11 protein-coding genes are annotated in these 15,510 nt (G+C 72.5%); 10 read left to right on the plus strand and 1 reads right to left on the minus strand.

Annotated elements, in window-relative coordinates:
- Positions 1-46 precede the first annotated feature (46 nt).
- The 5 genes from ACFYZ3_RS13550 (at position 47) to ACFYZ3_RS13570 (ending at position 6,710) form a co-directional block, all read left to right on the plus strand.
- Positions 47-841 carry an IclR family transcriptional regulator gene (locus ACFYZ3_RS13550; protein ID WP_388516228.1) on the plus strand — a complete coding sequence of 265 codons (795 nt, stop codon included), beginning with the start codon at positions 47-49 and terminating at the stop codon, positions 839-841.
- A 31-nt stretch (positions 842-872) separates the two neighbouring features.
- Positions 873-2,093, plus strand: a complete 1,221-nt coding sequence (locus ACFYZ3_RS13555) for a sensor histidine kinase (protein WP_388516230.1) — start codon at positions 873-875, stop codon at positions 2,091-2,093.
- Entirely contained in the window at positions 2,090-2,758 is a 669-nt protein-coding gene (locus tag ACFYZ3_RS13560) for a response regulator (RefSeq protein ID WP_388516232.1), read from the plus strand. Before ACFYZ3_RS13555 ends, ACFYZ3_RS13560 begins: the two co-directional genes overlap by 4 nt.
- A gap of 147 nt (positions 2,759-2,905) precedes the next feature.
- A complete protein-coding gene (locus tag ACFYZ3_RS13565; RefSeq protein WP_388516234.1) occupies positions 2,906-5,020 on the plus strand; it encodes an MMPL family transporter in 2,115 nt (704 codons plus the stop codon).
- Positions 5,021-5,309: 289 nt separating this feature from the next.
- Positions 5,310-6,710 carry a glycoside hydrolase family 16 protein gene (locus tag ACFYZ3_RS13570; RefSeq protein WP_388516236.1) on the plus strand — a complete coding sequence of 467 codons (1,401 nt, stop codon included), beginning with the start codon at positions 5,310-5,312 and terminating at the stop codon, positions 6,708-6,710.
- Positions 6,711-6,788: 78 nt separating this feature from the next.
- On the opposite strand, the gene ACFYZ3_RS13575 is transcribed toward ACFYZ3_RS13570, so the two are convergent.
- The gene (locus ACFYZ3_RS13575) at positions 6,789-7,694 is read right to left on the minus strand and encodes an AraC family transcriptional regulator (RefSeq protein WP_388516238.1); all 906 of its coding nucleotides are present in this window, start codon (positions 7,692-7,694) and stop codon (positions 6,789-6,791) included.
- A gap of 157 nt (positions 7,695-7,851) precedes the next feature.
- Here ACFYZ3_RS13575 and tkt point away from each other — a divergent pair, with 157 nt between their 5' ends.
- The 5 genes from tkt (at position 7,852) to pgi (ending at position 15,509) form a co-directional block, all read left to right on the plus strand.
- Complete coding sequence (gene tkt / locus ACFYZ3_RS13580; RefSeq protein ID WP_388516240.1) at positions 7,852-9,948, plus strand: transketolase; 2,097 nt, start codon at positions 7,852-7,854, stop codon at positions 9,946-9,948.
- Between the two features lie 63 nt (positions 9,949-10,011).
- Complete coding sequence (gene tal, locus ACFYZ3_RS13585; protein ID WP_115745288.1) at positions 10,012-11,157, plus strand: transaldolase; 1,146 nt, start codon at positions 10,012-10,014, stop codon at positions 11,155-11,157.
- Positions 11,154-12,932 (plus strand): glucose-6-phosphate dehydrogenase, encoded by a 1,779-nt coding sequence (zwf, locus tag ACFYZ3_RS13590; RefSeq protein ID WP_388516242.1) that lies wholly within the window; start codon positions 11,154-11,156, stop codon positions 12,930-12,932. The genes tal and zwf overlap by 4 nt, the downstream gene beginning before the upstream one ends.
- On the plus strand, positions 12,929-13,864 hold the full coding sequence (gene opcA, locus ACFYZ3_RS13595; protein WP_356861909.1) for a glucose-6-phosphate dehydrogenase assembly protein OpcA: 936 nt from the start codon (positions 12,929-12,931) through the stop codon (positions 13,862-13,864). Before zwf ends, opcA begins: the two co-directional genes overlap by 4 nt.
- Positions 13,857-15,509, plus strand: coding sequence for a glucose-6-phosphate isomerase (gene pgi / locus ACFYZ3_RS13600; protein WP_388516244.1), 1,653 nt, complete (start codon positions 13,857-13,859; stop codon positions 15,507-15,509). The genes opcA and pgi overlap by 8 nt, the downstream gene beginning before the upstream one ends.
- Position 15,510: the final 1 nt, after the last annotated feature.

Raw genomic sequence — 15,510 nt, forward strand, 5'->3', positions numbered from 1 at the left:
CCCTTTCCTCTGTCCAGGGGGCGTGCGGGCACCTACCCTCGGCCCGGTGACCGACCCCGCCACCCCCACCGCCCCCGACCGGCTGCTCGCCGTGCTCGCCGCGTTCGACCACGCGCACCCGGCCCTGTCCCTGACGGACATCAGCCGCCGGGCCGGGCTGAGCCTGACCACGGCGCACCGGCTGGTGGGTGCCCTGGCCCGGTGGGGTGCACTGGAGCGGGACGGCGCGGGCGTGTACCACGTGGGCCTGCGGCTGTGGGAGATCGCCGCGCTCGCCCCGCGCGGTCTCGCGCTGCGGCAGGTCGCGTGGCCGTACCTGGAGGACCTGTACGAGGCGACCCACGAGAACGTGCAGCTGGCGGTGCGGGACGGCGGCGAGGTCGTCTACATCGAGTGGCTGGCGGCGCGTTCGTCCGTCGGCGTGCACATCCGCGTCGGCGCCCGCTGGCCGCTGCACGCCACCGGGGTCGGGCTCGCCCTGCTCGCCCACGGCGAACCGGAGTTCCAGGAGGCGTACCGCACCGGCCCGCTCGCCTCCTTCACCGCGTTCACGATCACCGACCCGGCACGGCTGCGCCGGGTGCTGGCCGAGGTGCGGCGCACCGGGGCGGCGGTGAGCGACCGGCAGATCACCGACGACGCCCTCTCGGTGGCCGCGCCGGTGCACGGCCCGGACGGCACCGTGACCGCGGCCGTGTCGGTCGTCGTGCCGCACGCCGACGCGCAGGTCCCGGTGCTGGTCCCGGCGGTCCGGCTGGCGGCCCGCGGCATCTCCCGGGCGCTGGGCTGGCGCCCGAATATCCCTCGCACCGGTGAGGACGGGCCCCCGTACTCCTCCTGATACTGGGACGGCCCGTGCCCCAGGAGCCGCCATGTCCGCCCGGTCCCCGCTGTCCTCCCCGCTCGCCCCCGTCCTCGCCCGGCTGCGTACGGCCAGCCCGTACACGGTGGACGCCGCCGTCGCCGCGCTGGTGCTGTTCGCCGTCTCGTTGCAGTGGCTGTTCCCCGACGAGGGGGACGACCCGCTGTCCTGGCGGGGCTGGCTGCTCGGGGCCGCGACCGCCGTGCCGCTGGTGTGGCGGCGTGCGGCGCCGTTCGCGACCGCCTGTGCCGTGTCCGTGGCCACCCCGGCCCAGGCGGTGCACCACGCGCCGCCGCCCGACCTGATGTACGGCGGCTTCGTCGTCCTCTACACGCTGGCCGCCCTCGCCCGGCCCTGGCAGCGGCGGGTGATGCTGGCGGGCTGGCTGATCGGGGTCGCCGCCACCATCAGCCACAAGGAGGACGCCGAGCCCTTCGAGTACGCCTTCCAGCTGTCGAGCATCGTGTGCGCGTACGCCCTCGGCTCGCTCACCCGGACCCAGCGCGCCTACACCGCCGAACTGGAGGACCGGGCGCGGCGGCTGGAGCGCGAGCGGGCGGCCGACACCGCGCGGGCCACGGCGCAGGAACGCGCCCGCATCGCACGCGACATGCACGACATCCTGGCGCACGCGGTCAGCCTGATGGTGGTGCAGGCCGAGGCCGGACCGGTCGTCGTGCGCAGCGATCCGGCGCGCGCGGAGGCCGCGTTCGACGCGATCGCGACGGCCGGGCGGGACGCGATGACCCAACTGCGGCGCATTCTCGGGGTGCTGAAGGAGGAGGAGCGGGAGCAGGGTCCGCGGCGGCAGCCCCAGCCGGGCCTGACCGCGCTGCCCGGGCTGGTCCGCCGGGTCGGCGAATCGGCCGGCCTGCGGGTGGAGTTGAGGACGACGGGCGAACCGTGTGCGCTGCCCCCGGACACCGAGGTGGCCGCCTACCGCATCGTGCAGGAGGCCCTCACCAACACGGTCAAGCACGCGTACGCTTCCTGCGCGGCGGTCGGACTCGACTGGGCGGAGGACGCGGTGACCCTGACGGTGACGGACGACGGGCGTGGCCCGGCGGCCCCGGGTGACGGGGCGGGCGACGGCGGGCACGGCCTGATCGGCATCCGGGAGCGGGCCACCGCCTGCGGGGGCGAGGCGTTCACCGGCGGCGGACCGGACGGCGGCTTCCGGGTCGTCGTACGCCTGCCCGTCGCGGCCGTCCGGCGGACGGGGCTCGGGTGAGCGTCCGGGTGGTGGTCGCCGACGACCAGGAGCTGGTGCGCAGCGGGTTCAGCATGATCCTTCAGGCGCAGCCGGACATCGAGGTGGTCGCGGAGGCCGGGGACGGCGCGGAGGCGGTCGCCGCGGTCGAGCGGTACGCTCCGGACGTCCTGCTCCTGGACATCCGCATGCCGGTCATGGACGGCCTGGACGCGGCCCGTCGGGTGTGCGCGCGCTCCGCCTGCAAGGTGGTGATGCTGACCACCTTCGACCTGGACGAGTACGTGTACGAGGCGCTGTACGCGGGTGCCAGCGGCTTCCTGCTCAAGGACGTGCGCCGGGACGACCTGGTGCACGCGGTGCGGGTGGTCGCGGCCGGTGACTCGCTGCTGGCCCCGGCGGTGACGCGCCGGCTGGTCGCGGACATCGTGCGACGCCGGCGCGAGGAGGCCGCGGCCGACGTCACCCCCCGGCGCCTGGAGGTGCTGACCGCGCGCGAGGTGGAGACGCTGCGGCTGCTGGCGCGGGGGCTGTCCAACTCCGAGATCGCCACGACCCTGTTCGTGAGCGAGCACACCGTCAAGACGCATGTCAGCAACGTGCTGGGCAAGCTCGGTCTCAGGGACCGGGTGCAGGCGGTGATCTGCGCGTACGAGAGCGGTCTGGTGGCTCCGGGCTCTCCGTGACGCTCCCCCTGCCGAGTGAGGCGACGGCCGCTATCCCCCGTGCGGGCGAGTGGGCGAACCGCTCTCTTGGGCGATCCGGCAGACCCCCGGCGGCCCCGACTCTGGGTGGCGACGACACCAGACCGAGTCCGATCGCCGGGAGGGACCGTGCTGTCCACACTCGCCCGGGCGGCGACCCGCCGCCCTCTGACCGTGATGCTCCTGTGGGGCCTGTTCCTGCTGCTCGGCTTCGGCCTCGGCACGGGCGTCTTCGGGAAGCTCTCCGACGACGTGCCCGACGTCCCGGGCACCGAGTCGCAGGTCGCCGCCGAACACCTGGACGGCCTCGACCCGGCGGGGGACTCGATCACCGGTGTGGTCGAGGCCGCCGTCGCGGACCCCGCGGTGCGGGCCGAGGTGCGGCAGGCCGTGACCGACCTGCGGGAGGTCGCGGGCGTCGCCGAGGTGCCCGACCCCTACGCCACGCCCGGGCTGGTCGCCGAGGACGGACGGGCCCTGGTCGTCTCCGTCGTCCTGGAGGGCGGTCTCGACGACGACGCCGAGGAGGCGGCGGTGGACGACGCGGCCGACCGGCTGCACGGGATCGACGGGAGCGAGGTGTCCGGGGTCCACGTCAGCGGCGGACCGCTGCTGGGACAGCAGCTCGGTGAGCGTGCCCAGGAGGACGTGAAGAACGCGGAGTTGATCTCGATGCCGGTCGTACTGGTCCTGCTGCTGGTCGTGTTCGGGGGCCTGCGTGCGGCCGGGCTGCCGCTGCTGGTGGCGGTCGCGGGGATCGCGGGCGCGTTCCTGGCGCTGTTCGGCTTCAGCCGGTTCACCGACATCTCCGTGTACGCGATCCAGGTCACGACGATGCTGGGGCTCGGCCTCGCCGTGGACTACGCCCTGCTGATGCTGGTCCGCTTCCGCGAGGAGCGGCGGCACACCCCGGACGTGGTGGAGGCCGTGCACCGGACGGTCGCGGCGGCCGGGCGGACCGTGCTGTTCTCCGGGCTGACGGTGGCCGTGAGCCTGGCCGGGCTGCTGGTCTTCCCGAGCACGTTCCTGCGCAGCATGGGGCTCGCGGTGGCCGCGGTGGTCGTCGTCGACATGCTCGCGGCACTGACGCTGCTGCCCGCGCTGCTGGCCCGGTTCGGCGGCCGGATCCCCCCGGCGAAGGGACGGCCGGAGGAGGAGGGCCGGCTCTTCGCCCGCCTCGCCCGCTTCGCCGCCCGGCGGCGGGTGGCCGTCCTGGCGGTGGCCGTCCCGGCCCTGCTGGTGCTGGCGCTGCCCGTCACCGGCATGACCATCAACCTCGGGGACGCGAGGCAGCTTCCGAAGAGCACCGAGGCACGGCAGTTGTACGACGCGATCGAGGCGCACTTCCCGCCGGGCACCGGCGTCTCACCGGTCACGGTGGTCCTGCGGCCCGGCACCGACGCCGCGACCGCCGACCGGATCCGCGCGCTCGCTCCGGGCACGGTCGCGCGCGATCTGTCCGGTGGCACCACCGTGCTCGAACTGCCGCCGGGCGGAGCGGCCGACGGTCCGGCGGCCACCGAACTGGTCGAGCGGGTCCGGGACCTGCGCGGCGACGCGCCCGTCCAGGTCACCGGCAGCGCGGCCCAGTTGGTCGACTTCCGGCAGATGCTCGCCGACCGGGCGCCCTGGGCGGCGCTGACCGTGCTGGCCGGGATCTTCGTGCTGCTGTTCGCGTTCACCGGGTCGGTGCTGCTGCCGCTGCGCACCGTCGCGACCACACTGCTCAGTCTCGGAGCCGCGCTGGGTGCGGTGGTCTGGGTGTTCCAGGACGGCCATCTGGCCGGGCTGATCGGTGCCGAGGGGCTGGGCGCGCTGAGCCTGACGGCGCCACCGCTGATCATCGCCATCGCCTTCGGACTGGCCATGGACTACGAGTTGTTCATCCTGGCCCGGATGCACGAGGCCCGGGAGCGGACCGGCGACGACCGGGAGGCCGTGGTGACCGGACTGCGCCGGTCCGGCCGGGTGGTGACCTGTGCCGCGCTGCTCCTCGCGGTGGTGTTCGGCGCCTTCATGACGGGCGGCTTCTCGCCGATTTTGCAGATCGGGCTCGGCCTGACCCTGGCGGTGCTGATCGACGCCACGGTCGTCCGAATGCTGCTGGTGCCGGCCACGATGGCGCTGCTGGGCCGTCGCGCCTGGTGGGCCCCGAAGCCGCTGCGCCGGGCGCACGAGAGGTTCGGGGTGCGCGAGGAGGGCCCCGACCCCGCTCCGGCTCCGCCGCAGCCCGCGGCGCGCTGAGACGCCGGGCGCACGGGCCGGCCGCGGTCCTCCCCGACGGGGGTGGGGAGGACCGCGGCCGAGGCGCGCGGGCCGGACGCCCGTCCACGCCCGGCACTTTCGTGACGTTCACGGCGTTCACGGGCTGAACTCCCCGGCCCCGCAATGACTTTCTCGACTTCACCTCTTGACGGCGGCGGCGACCCGGAGCACATTGGCCGCACTCTGAGAGCGCTCTCACACGTCTCCCCGCGGAGCGCGCTCGGGGCGTACCGCTTCCCACTCCCGCGTTTCGAGAGGCGACCCCCACATGAGAGAGACATCCGGCAACCCGTCCAGACGCCGGTCACTGCGCCGGGCGCTGGTGGCCGTCGTCGGCACGCTCGGCCTCGCCGCTGCGGCGACGACCGTCACGGGCCCGTCGGCGGGCGCGGCCGTTCCGCCGCCCCCGTCCGGCTGGACGCAGGTCTTCGCCGACGACTTCGACGGCGCGGCCGGCTCCGGCGTGAACACCTCGAACTGGCAGTACGACACCGGCACCTCGTACCCCGGCGGCCCCGCCAACTGGGGCACCGGCGAGATCGAGACGATGACCTCCTCCCCGAGCAACGTCTCGCTGGACGGCGGCGGGAACCTCCGGATCACCCCGCAGCGCGACGGCGCCGGCAACTGGACCTCGGGCCGCATCGAGACCAAGCGCGCCGACTTCGAGCCCCCGGCCGGCGGCAAGCTGCGCGTGGAGGCCCGTATCCAGGTCCCGAACGTCACCGGGGCCGCCGCCAAGGGCTACTGGCCGGCGTTCTGGATGCTCGGCGCGCCCTACCGCGGCAACTACTGGAACTGGCCCGGTGTCGGCGAAATCGACATCATGGAGAACACCCAGGGCCTCAACACGGTCTGGTCCACGCTGCACTGCGGCACCTCGCCCGGCGGCCCCTGCAACGAGACCAGCGGCATCGGCGGCAACACCCCGTGTCCCGGCGCCACCTGCCAGGCGGGCTTCCACACCTACCGGGTGGAGTGGGACCGCTCGACGAGCGTCGAGGAGATCCGCTTCTACGTCGACGGCAACAACTTCCACACCGTCCGCGCCAACCAGGTCGACGCGACGACCTGGGCGAACGCCACCAACCACGGCTACTTCATCATCCTGAACGTCGCCATGGGCGGCGGCTTCCCGGACGCCTTCGGCGGCGGCCCGGACGGCGGCACCCAGCCCGGGCACTCCATGCTCGTGGACTACGTCCAGGTGCTGTCGGCCGGTGGGAGCGGTACCACGCCGCCGCCGACCGGCGGTGACCGCGACGCGTACGGCACCATCGAGGCGGAGTCGTACGACGCCCAGTCCGGCACGATGACCGAGGGCACCTCGGACTCGGGCGGCGGTGGCAACCTCGGCGCCCTCGCGAACGGCGACTGGGTCCAGTACAAGGGCGTCGAGTTCGGTTCGAGCGCGGCGACCCAGTTCAAGGCGCGGGTGGCCAGCGGTGCGGCCGCCGGGGTCAGCGGTCTGGTCGAGGTGCGCCTGGACAGCCGTACCGGCACGCCGGTCGGCAGCTTCGCCGTGGGCAACACGGGCGGGTGGCAGTCGTGGCGGACGATCCCGGCGAACATCGCCTCGGTGACCGGCACCCACGACGTGTACCTGACCTTCACCAGTGGGCAGCCCGCCGACTTCGTGAACGTGAACTGGTTCAGCTTCGGCCGCTGAGCGGCAACCGGCCCCCCGCAGGAGGGCGAAGGGGCTCCACGCGTCGTGGGGCCCCTTCGTCGTGCCGGGCGGAGTTGCTCAACGCAGCTCCGCCCGGAAGGCCGCCGGTGTCTGGTCGGTGTGCTGCTGGAAGAACTTGGAGAAGTTCGCCGCGTCCGGGAAGCCGACCGCCGCGCCGACCCGTCCGATCGGCATCTCGGTGTGGGCGAGCAGCCGCTTGGCCTCCAGGACGACGCGCTTGTCGATGAAGCCCTTGGGCGTCTCACCGGTGGCGGCGCGTACCGCGCGCACCAGGGTGCGGCGGGAGTAACCGAGCGCGTCGGCGTAGGCGCTGACGCTGTGGTTGGTGGCGAAGCCCCGCTCGACCGCGTCCCGGAAGAGGACGAAGGTGCTGTCCTGCGGCACCTCCGCCCGCCCCTGACGCGCCGCCCTCGCGGAACCGGCCGCGAGATGGGCGAGGCGCAGCAGGAACGCGGAGAGCGTGTGGCGCAGTACGGCGGTGTGCAGGCTCAGCGGCAGCGTGGTCGCGTCCTCGTACTCGCGCCGCAACTGGTCGAGCGCCGCCGTCAGTCCGGCGAGCCGCGCCTCGTCGGGGTGGAGCAGGGGCGGCAGGTCGTAGCGGTAGAGGCCGGTGGCCTCCACGGTGGCGCGGGGCAGGAAGCCGGGCTGCATGGTGAGCACCGTTCCGCGGTACTCGCCCTCGGGCGCGAAGCGGTGGACCTGGCCGGGACGGATCCACAGCAGATCACCGGCCGATGCCTCGTACTCGGCGAAGTCGATCATGTGACGGACCGGTCCGCCGGTGAAAAGCATGACGATGTGGAAGTCGATGCGGTGCACGCGGTGCAGCGGGGCCTGCGCGTGCCAGGTGCGGCCGGCGCCCATGGGACCGACCTGCATGCCCACTCCGAGGAGGCTGAGATCGACCGGGAAGGGGAACGTTCTGATCCCGTCGCCGCCGCCTTGCCGTCTTTCGTCCGCCATGTCCGTCTCGTACCGTCCCGCCCGTGCGCCCCGCGACCGGGGCCTGTCCCAGTTTCACCACAGGCTGGCACACCACGACCTTCACTCCCAAAAGTCAGACTTTTAAGTTTGAACGCGTCAGACCAGCTACTACGCTCCGATCGAGGATTTCTTGAAGATGAGCACGCAGTCGAGCAAGCAGACAGTGGACAGCGCGGACCGCTTCGAATGGACCGAACTCGACCGGCGTGCCGTCGACACCGCCCGCATCCTGGCGGCCGACGCCGTGCAGAAGGTGGGCAACGGTCACCCGGGCACGGCGATGGCCCTCGCCCCGGCCGCATACACGATCTTTCAGAAGGTGATGCGGCACGACCCCGCCGATCCCGAGTGGACCGGCCGTGACCGCTTCGTCCTCTCCCCCGGCCACACCTCGCTGACCCTCTACACCCAGCTCTTCCTCGCCGGGTACGAGGTGGAGCTGGACGACCTCAAGGCCTTCCGCACGCACGGCTCCAGGACGCCGGGCCACCCCGAGTACGGGCACACGGCGGGCGTGGAGACCACCACGGGACCGCTGGGCCAGGGGGTGGCCAACGCGGTGGGCATGGCGATGGCGGCCCGCTACGAGCGCGGCCTGTTCGACCCCGGCGCCCCCGAGGGCGAGTCGCCCTTCGACCACACCATCTGGGCGATCGTCAGCGACGGCGACCTCCAGGAGGGCGTCTCCGCCGAGGCGTCGTCGCTCGCCGGTCACCAAAAGCTCGGCAATCTGGTCTTCCTCTACGACGACAACCACATCTCGATCGAGGGCGACACCGTGACCGCGTTCTCCGAGGACGTGCTGAAGCGCTACGAGGCGTACGGCTGGCACACCCAGCGCGTCGAGCCCGCCGAGAGCGGCGACGTGGACGTGCACGCGCTGCACGCGGCGCTGACGGCGGCGAAGGCCGAGACCGGGCGCCCGTCCATCATCGCGATGCGCACGATCATCGCCTGGCCCGCCCCGAACGCCCGGAACACCGAGGCCTCCCACGGCTCCGCCCTCGGCGCGGACGAGGTCGCCGCCACCAAGCGCGTCCTCGGCTTCGACCCGGAGCAGTCCTTCGAGGTCGCCGGCGAGGTCCTCGCCCACACCCGCCGGGCCCTGGACCGGGGCGCAGAGGCGCACGCCGCCTGGGACAAGCGGATCGCCGCCTGGCGCGACGCCGCCCCCGAGCGCGCGGCGCTGTTCGACCGCGTGGTCGCGGGCCGGCTGCCCGAGGGCTGGGAGGAGTCCCTGCCGGTGTTCGAGACCGGCAAGTCGGTCGCCACCCGGGCCGCCTCCGGCAAGGTCCTCCAGGCGCTCGGCCCGGTGCTGCCCGAACTGTGGGGCGGCTCCGCCGACCTGGCCGGCTCCAACAACACCACCATCGACAAGACGTCGTCCTTCCTCCCGACCGGCAACCCGCTCCCCGGGGCCGACTCGTACGGCCGCACCGTGCACTTCGGCATCCGCGAGTTCTCCATGGCCGCGGAGATGAACGGCATCGCCCTGCACGGCAACACCCGGATCTACGGCGGCACCTTCCTGGTCTTCTCCGACTACATGCGCAACGCGGTGCGCATGTCCGCGCTGATGCAGTTGCCGGTGACCTACGTGTGGACGCACGACTCCATCGGCCTCGGCGAGGACGGCCCCACCCACCAGCCGGTCGAACACCTGGCCGCGCTGCGCGCGATCCCCGGCCTCAACGTCGTCCGCCCCGCCGACGCCAACGAGACCGCGACGGTGTGGGCCGAGATCCTCCGGCGCCACTCCACCCACCCGGCGCCGCACGGCCTCGCCCTCACCCGCCAGGGCGTACCGACCTACGCCCCGAACCCGGACGCGGCGCGCGGCGGGTACGTCCTCGCCGACGCGTCCACCGGCGCCCCGGACGTCGTCCTGATCGCCACCGGCTCCGAGGTGCAGCTGGCGATGGCCGCGCGGGAGGCGCTGGAGGCCGAGGGCACCGCCACGCGGGTGGTGTCGATGCCGTCCGTGGAGTGGTTCGAGGAGCAGCCCCGCGCGTACCGCGAGAGCGTGCTGCCGCCGTCCGTGCGGGCCCGGGTGGCCGTGGAGGCCGGGATCGGCCTGACGTGGCACCGGTACGTCGGGGACGCGGGCCGCATCGTCTCCCTGGAGCACTTCGGCGCCTCCGCCGACGCCACGACCCTGTTCACCGAGTTCGGCTTCACCGCCGGGCACGTGGCCGCCGCCGCCCGGGAATCCCTGGCCGCCGCCCGCGGCTGATCCCACCGGATCCCATCCCGGTCCGGACCCGTTTCGACCTCGATCCGAGGGCAGAAAGAGAAGATGATCACTGTGACCGAAGCAACCGCCACCGCGGGAGCACTGCAGCGCCTGGCCGACCAGGGCGTGTCCGTCTGGCTCGACGACCTGTCGCGGCGGCGGATCGAGTCCGGCAACCTCGCCGAGCTGATCAGGACGAAGAACGTCGTCGGTGTCACCACCAACCCGTCGATCTTCCAGGCCGCCATAGGCTCCGGCGAGGGCTACGAGGAGCAGCTCGCCGACCTGGCGACCCGGGGCGTCACCGTCGACGAGGCGGTCCGCATGATGACCACCGCCGACGTCCGCGCCGCCGCCGACGTGCTGCGCGGGGTGTACGACGCCACCGGCGGGCGCGACGGCCGGGTCTCCATCGAGGTCGATCCACGGCTCGCCCACGACACCCGGGCCACCGTCGCCGAGGCGCGTCAGCTGGCCTGGCTGGTCGACCGCCCCAACGTGATGATCAAGATCCCGGCGACGAAGGCCGGTCTCCCGGCGATCACCGAGGTCATCGGCGCCGGCATCAGCGTGAACGTCACGCTGATCTTCTCCCTGGAGCGCTACCGCGAGGTCATGGACGCCTACCTCGCCGGACTGGAGAAGGCGCAGGCGGCCGGGACCGACCTGGCCGGCATCCACTCGGTCGCGTCGTTCTTCGTCTCCCGCGTCGACAGCGAGATCGACAAGCGCCTGTCGCTGCTGGGCACCGACGAGGCGCTCGGCCTGCGCGGGCGGGCGGCACTGGCCAACGCGCGACTGGCCTACGAGGCGTACGAGAACGTCTTCGCGGGCGACCGCTTCACCGCCCTCGCGGGGGCCCGCGCCAACCCCCAGCGCCCCCTGTGGGCGTCCACCGGTGTGAAGGACCCGGCATTCCGGGACACCCTGTACGTGGAGGAGCTGGTCGCCCCCGGCACCGTGAACACGATGCCGGAGGCCACCCTGGACGCCGCCGCCGATCACGGCGACGTACGGGGCGACACGGTCACCGGCGGGTACGCCCAGGCCCGGGCCGACCTCGCGGCCGTGGAGCGGCTCGGCGTGTCGTACGACGAGGTGGTGGAGCAGTTGGAGCAGGAGGGCGTGGCGAAGTTCGAGGCGGCCTGGCAGGACCTGCTCGCCGCCGTGACGAAGTCCCTCGACAGCAAGGGAGTTGACGGGGAATGAGCGAGGAGCTTCCCGCTACGACGGTCCGGGAGACCAAGGCGACGAAGGAAGCCAAGGAGGCCCGGACGGCGCAGGAGGCGGCCGGACCGCCGCTCGCCGAGGAGGCCGAGGAGGCCCGCGTCGCCGGGGCGGCGAAGACCGCCGGCGCGTCCGGGTCCTCCCGGAGCGCGAAGAAGACCGGGCCGGCCCGCACCGCCAAGGCGGCGAAGGGCAAGGGTGCGGCCGACCGGGCCGTGGAGCCGGTGACACCGCTCGACTGGAGCAACCCGCTGCGCGATCCGCAGGACCGCCGTCTGCCCCGCATCGCGGGCCCGTCCGGGCTGGTCATCTTCGGCGTCACCGGTGACCTCTCCCGCAAGAAGCTGATGCCCGCCGTGTACGACCTGGCCAACCGCGGCCTGCTGCCGCCGGGCTTCTCCCTGGTCGGCTTCGCCCGCCGGGACTGGGAGGACCAGGACTTCGCCGAGGTGGTGCACGACGCGGTCAGGGAGCACGCGCGCACGCCGTTCCGCGAGGAGGTCTGGCAGCAGCTCTCCGAGGGCATGCGCTTCATCCCCGGCGACTTCGACGACGACCACGCGTTCGAACAGCTGCGCAAGGCCGTCGAGGAGCTGGACGCGTCCCGCGGCACCAGCGGCAACTACGCCTTCTACCTCTCCGTGCCGCCGAAGTTCTTCCCGAAGGTCGTCCAGCAGCTCAAGAAGCACGGGCTGACCGACGCACCGGAGGGTTCCTGGCGCCGTGCGGTCATCGAGAAGCCCTTCGGCCACGACCTGGACAGCGCCCGCGACCTGAACGCGCTGGTGCACGAGGTCTTCGACCCGGAGCAGGTCTTCCGCATCGACCACTACCTGGGCAAGGAGACGGTCCAGAACATCCTGGCGCTGCGCTTCGCCAACCAGATGTACGAGCCGATCTGGAACCGCTCCTACGTGGACCACGTGCAGATCACGATGGCCGAGGACATCGGCATCGGCGGCCGGGCCGGCTACTACGACGGCATCGGCGCCGCCCGCGACGTCATCCAGAACCACCTGCTCCAGCTGATGGCGCTGACCGCCATGGAGGAGCCGGCCGCCTTCGACGCGCGGTCGCTGCTCACCGAGAAGCTGAAGGTGCTGCGGGCCGTGCGGCTGCCGGACGACCTCGGCGAGCACACGGTGCGCGGGCAGTACGCGGGCGGCTGGCAGGGCGGCGCGCAGGTGCCCGGCTACCTGGAGGAGGACGGCATCGACCCGGCCTCCACCACCGACACCTACGCCGCGATCAAGCTGGGCATCGACAACCGCCGCTGGGCCGGGGTGCCCTTCTACCTGCGCACCGGCAAGCGGCTGGGCCGCCGGGTCACCGAGATCGCGGTCGTCTTCCAGCGGGCTCCGCACTCCCCCTTCGACTCCACCGCCACGGAGGAGCTGGGCGAGAACGCCATCGTGATCCGCGTCCAGCCCGACGAGGGCATGACGGTGCGGTTCGGCTCCAAGGTGCCGGGCACGTCGATGGAGATCCGGGACGTGTCGATGGACTTCGCCTACGGCGAGTCCTTCACCGAGTCCAGCCCCGAGGCGTACGAACGGCTGATCCTGGACGTCCTTCTGGGGGACGCCAACCTGTTCCCGCGCCACCAGGAGGTGGAAGAGTCCTGGCGGATCCTCGACCCGATCGAGGAGTACTGGGCCTCGCACGACAAGCCCGCGCAGTACGCGTCGGGCGGCTGGGGACCGCGGGAAGCGGACGAGATGCTCGCACGAGACGGACGGAGCTGGCGCAGGCCATGAGGATCGACCTGACCGACACCACGGCAAGCAAGATCAACAAGGCGCTGGTGCAGGGCCGCCGGGCCATCGGCACCCCGGCCGTGGGCATGGTGCTCACGCTGGTCATCGTCACGGACGAGGAGAACGCCTACGACGCGATCAAGGCCGCCGAGGAGGCCTCGCACGAGCACCCCTCGCGCACCCTGGTCGTCATCAAGCGCCACCCCCGCAACCTGCGCGACCGCACCCGCTCGCACCTCGACGCCGAGGTCCGGGTCGGCTCCGAGGCCGGCACCGGCGAGACCGTCGTCCTGCGCATGTACGGGGAGGTGTCCGAGCACGCCGACTCGGTGGTGCTGCCGCTGCTGCTGCCGGACGCCCCCGTCGTCGTGTGGTGGCCGGTGGAGGCACCGGACAACCCGGCCAAGGACCCGCTGGGCGCGCTGGCCCAGCGCCGGATCACCGACCTCTACACGGTCGAGCGGCCGATGGAGGTCCTGGAGCGCCGGGTCCGCGCCTACGCCCCCGGCGACACCGACCTGGCCTGGACCCGGCTGACGCTGTGGCGCTCGATGCTCGCCGCGGCCCTGGACCAGGCCCGGGTGCCGGTGACCTCCGCGGTCGTGGAGGCCGAGGCGGACAACCCGGCCGCCGAGCTGCTGGCCCGCTGGATGGAGGCCCGCCTCGGCGTCCGCGTGGACCGCGTGGTCACCGACGGCCCGGTCGTGACGGCCGTACGCCTCGGCACGGCGAACGGCGAGATCGTCGTCGACCGGCCGGAGGGCCCGCTCGCCACGATGACCCTGCCCGGTCAGCCCTCGCGCTCCGTCGCCCTGAAGGTGCGCCCCACCTCCGAACTCATCGCCGAGGAGCTCAGGCGCCTCGACGCCGACGAGATGTACGCCGTCGCCCTGCGCGGCGAGGCCGGCAAGGAGACCCCTGTCCATGTCTGACACCCCGAAGCTCAACCAGCGGCCCGAGTGGACCGCGCTCGCGGACCACGCCAAGGGCACGCTGCCCCACCCGGACCTGCGCGAGCTGTTCGCCCAGGACCCCGGGCGGGCGGAGCGGTACGTCGTGCGCGTCGGCGACCTGCGCATCGACTACTCGAAGCACCTGGTCACCGACGAGACGCTGGCCCTGCTCCAGGAGCTGGCCGCCGCCACCGACGTGTTCGGGCTGCGCGACGCCATGTTCCGCGGTGAGCGCATCAACATCACCGAGGACCGGGCGGTGCTGCACACCGCGCTGCGCGCCCCGCGGGACGCGGTGATCGAGGTCGACGGCGAGAACGTCGTCCCCAAGGTCCACGCCGTGCTCGACAAGATGGCCGGCTTCGCCGACCGGGTCCGCTCCGGCGAGTGGACCGGTCACACCGGCAGGCGCATCCGCAACGTCGTCAACATCGGTATCGGCGGCTCCGACCTCGGTCCGGCGATGGCCTACGAGGCGCTGCGGGCCTTCACCGACCGCTCGCTCACCCTCCGCTTCGTGTCCAACGTGGACGGCGCCGACCTGCACGAGGCGGTCCGGGACCTGGACCCGGCCGAGACGCTGTTCATCATCGCCTCCAAGACGTTCACCACCATCGAGACGATCACCAACGCCACCTCGGCCCGCTCCTGGCTGCTGGACGGCCTCGGGGGCGACGAGAAGGCGGTCGCGAAGCACTTCGTGGCGCTGTCGACGAACGCCGGGAAGGTCGCGGACTTCGGCATCGACACGGCCAACATGTTCGAGTTCTGGGACTGGGTCGGCGGCCGGTACTCCTTCGACTCGGCCATCGGACTCTCCCTGATGATCGCCATCGGCCCGGACCGCTTCCGGGAGATGCTCGACGGCTTCCGCATCGTCGACGAACACTTCCGCAACGCCGAGGCCCCGGCCAACGCGCCGCTGCTCCTCGGTCTGCTCGGCGTCTGGTACGGCGACTTCCTGGGCGCGCAGTCGCACGCGGTCCTGCCGTACTCGCACTATCTGTCGAAGTTCACCGCGTATCTCCAGCAGTTGGACATGGAGTCCAACGGCAAGTCCGTCGACCGCGAGGGCAATCCCGTTCAGTGGCAGACCGGGCCGGTGGTGTGGGGCACGCCGGGCACCAACGGGCAGCACGCCTACTACCAGCTGATCCACCAGGGCACGAAGCTGATCCCGGCGGACTTCATCGGCTTCGCGCGGCCCGTGGCCGAGCTGAGCGACGAACTCAAGGCCCAGCACGACCTGCTGATGGCCAACTTCTTCGCACAGACCCAGGCCCTCGCCTTCGGCAAGACCCCGGACGAGGTGCGCGCCGAGGGAGTGCCCGAGGAACTGGTCCCGCACAAGACCTTCCGCGGCAACCACCCCACCACGACCGTCCTGGCCGCCGAGCTGACCCCCTCCGTCCTCGGCCAGCTCATCGCGCTCTACGAGCACAAGGTGTTCGTGCAGGGCGCGGTCTGGAACATCGACTCCTTCGACCAGTGGGGCGTCGAACTCGGCAAGGTGCTCGCCAAGCGCGTCGAACCCGCCCTCACCGAGGGCGCGGACGTGCCCGGCCTCGACCCGTCCACGGCCGCGCTGGTGGCCGCCTACCGTGAACTGAAGGAAGTGCACTGAC

It is taken from the genome of Streptomyces sp. NPDC001599, from assembly GCF_042893535.1.
Classification (GTDB): Bacteria; Actinomycetota; Actinomycetes; order Streptomycetales; family Streptomycetaceae; genus Streptomyces.

What these genes read in the sequence shown, in the direction of transcription:
- tal (WP_115745288.1), top strand. Translation starts at nt 10,012, where the DNA reads ATGATCACTGTGACCGAAGCAACCGCCACCGCGGGAGCACTGCAGCGC.
- tkt (WP_388516240.1), top strand. Translation starts at nt 7,852, where the DNA reads ATGAGCACGCAGTCGAGCAAGCAGACAGTGGACAGCGCGGACCGCTTC.
- pgi (WP_388516244.1), top strand. Translation starts at nt 13,857, where the DNA reads ATGTCTGACACCCCGAAGCTCAACCAGCGGCCCGAGTGGACCGCGCTC.
- ACFYZ3_RS13575 (WP_388516238.1), bottom strand. Translation starts at nt 7,694, where the DNA reads ATGGCGGACGAAAGACGGCAAGGCGGCGGCGACGGGATCAGAACGTTC.
- opcA (WP_356861909.1), top strand. Translation starts at nt 12,929, where the DNA reads ATGAGGATCGACCTGACCGACACCACGGCAAGCAAGATCAACAAGGCG.
- zwf (WP_388516242.1), top strand. Translation starts at nt 11,154, where the DNA reads ATGAGCGAGGAGCTTCCCGCTACGACGGTCCGGGAGACCAAGGCGACG.
- ACFYZ3_RS13570 (WP_388516236.1), top strand. Translation starts at nt 5,310, where the DNA reads ATGAGAGAGACATCCGGCAACCCGTCCAGACGCCGGTCACTGCGCCGG.
- ACFYZ3_RS13555 (WP_388516230.1), top strand. Translation starts at nt 873, where the DNA reads ATGTCCGCCCGGTCCCCGCTGTCCTCCCCGCTCGCCCCCGTCCTCGCC.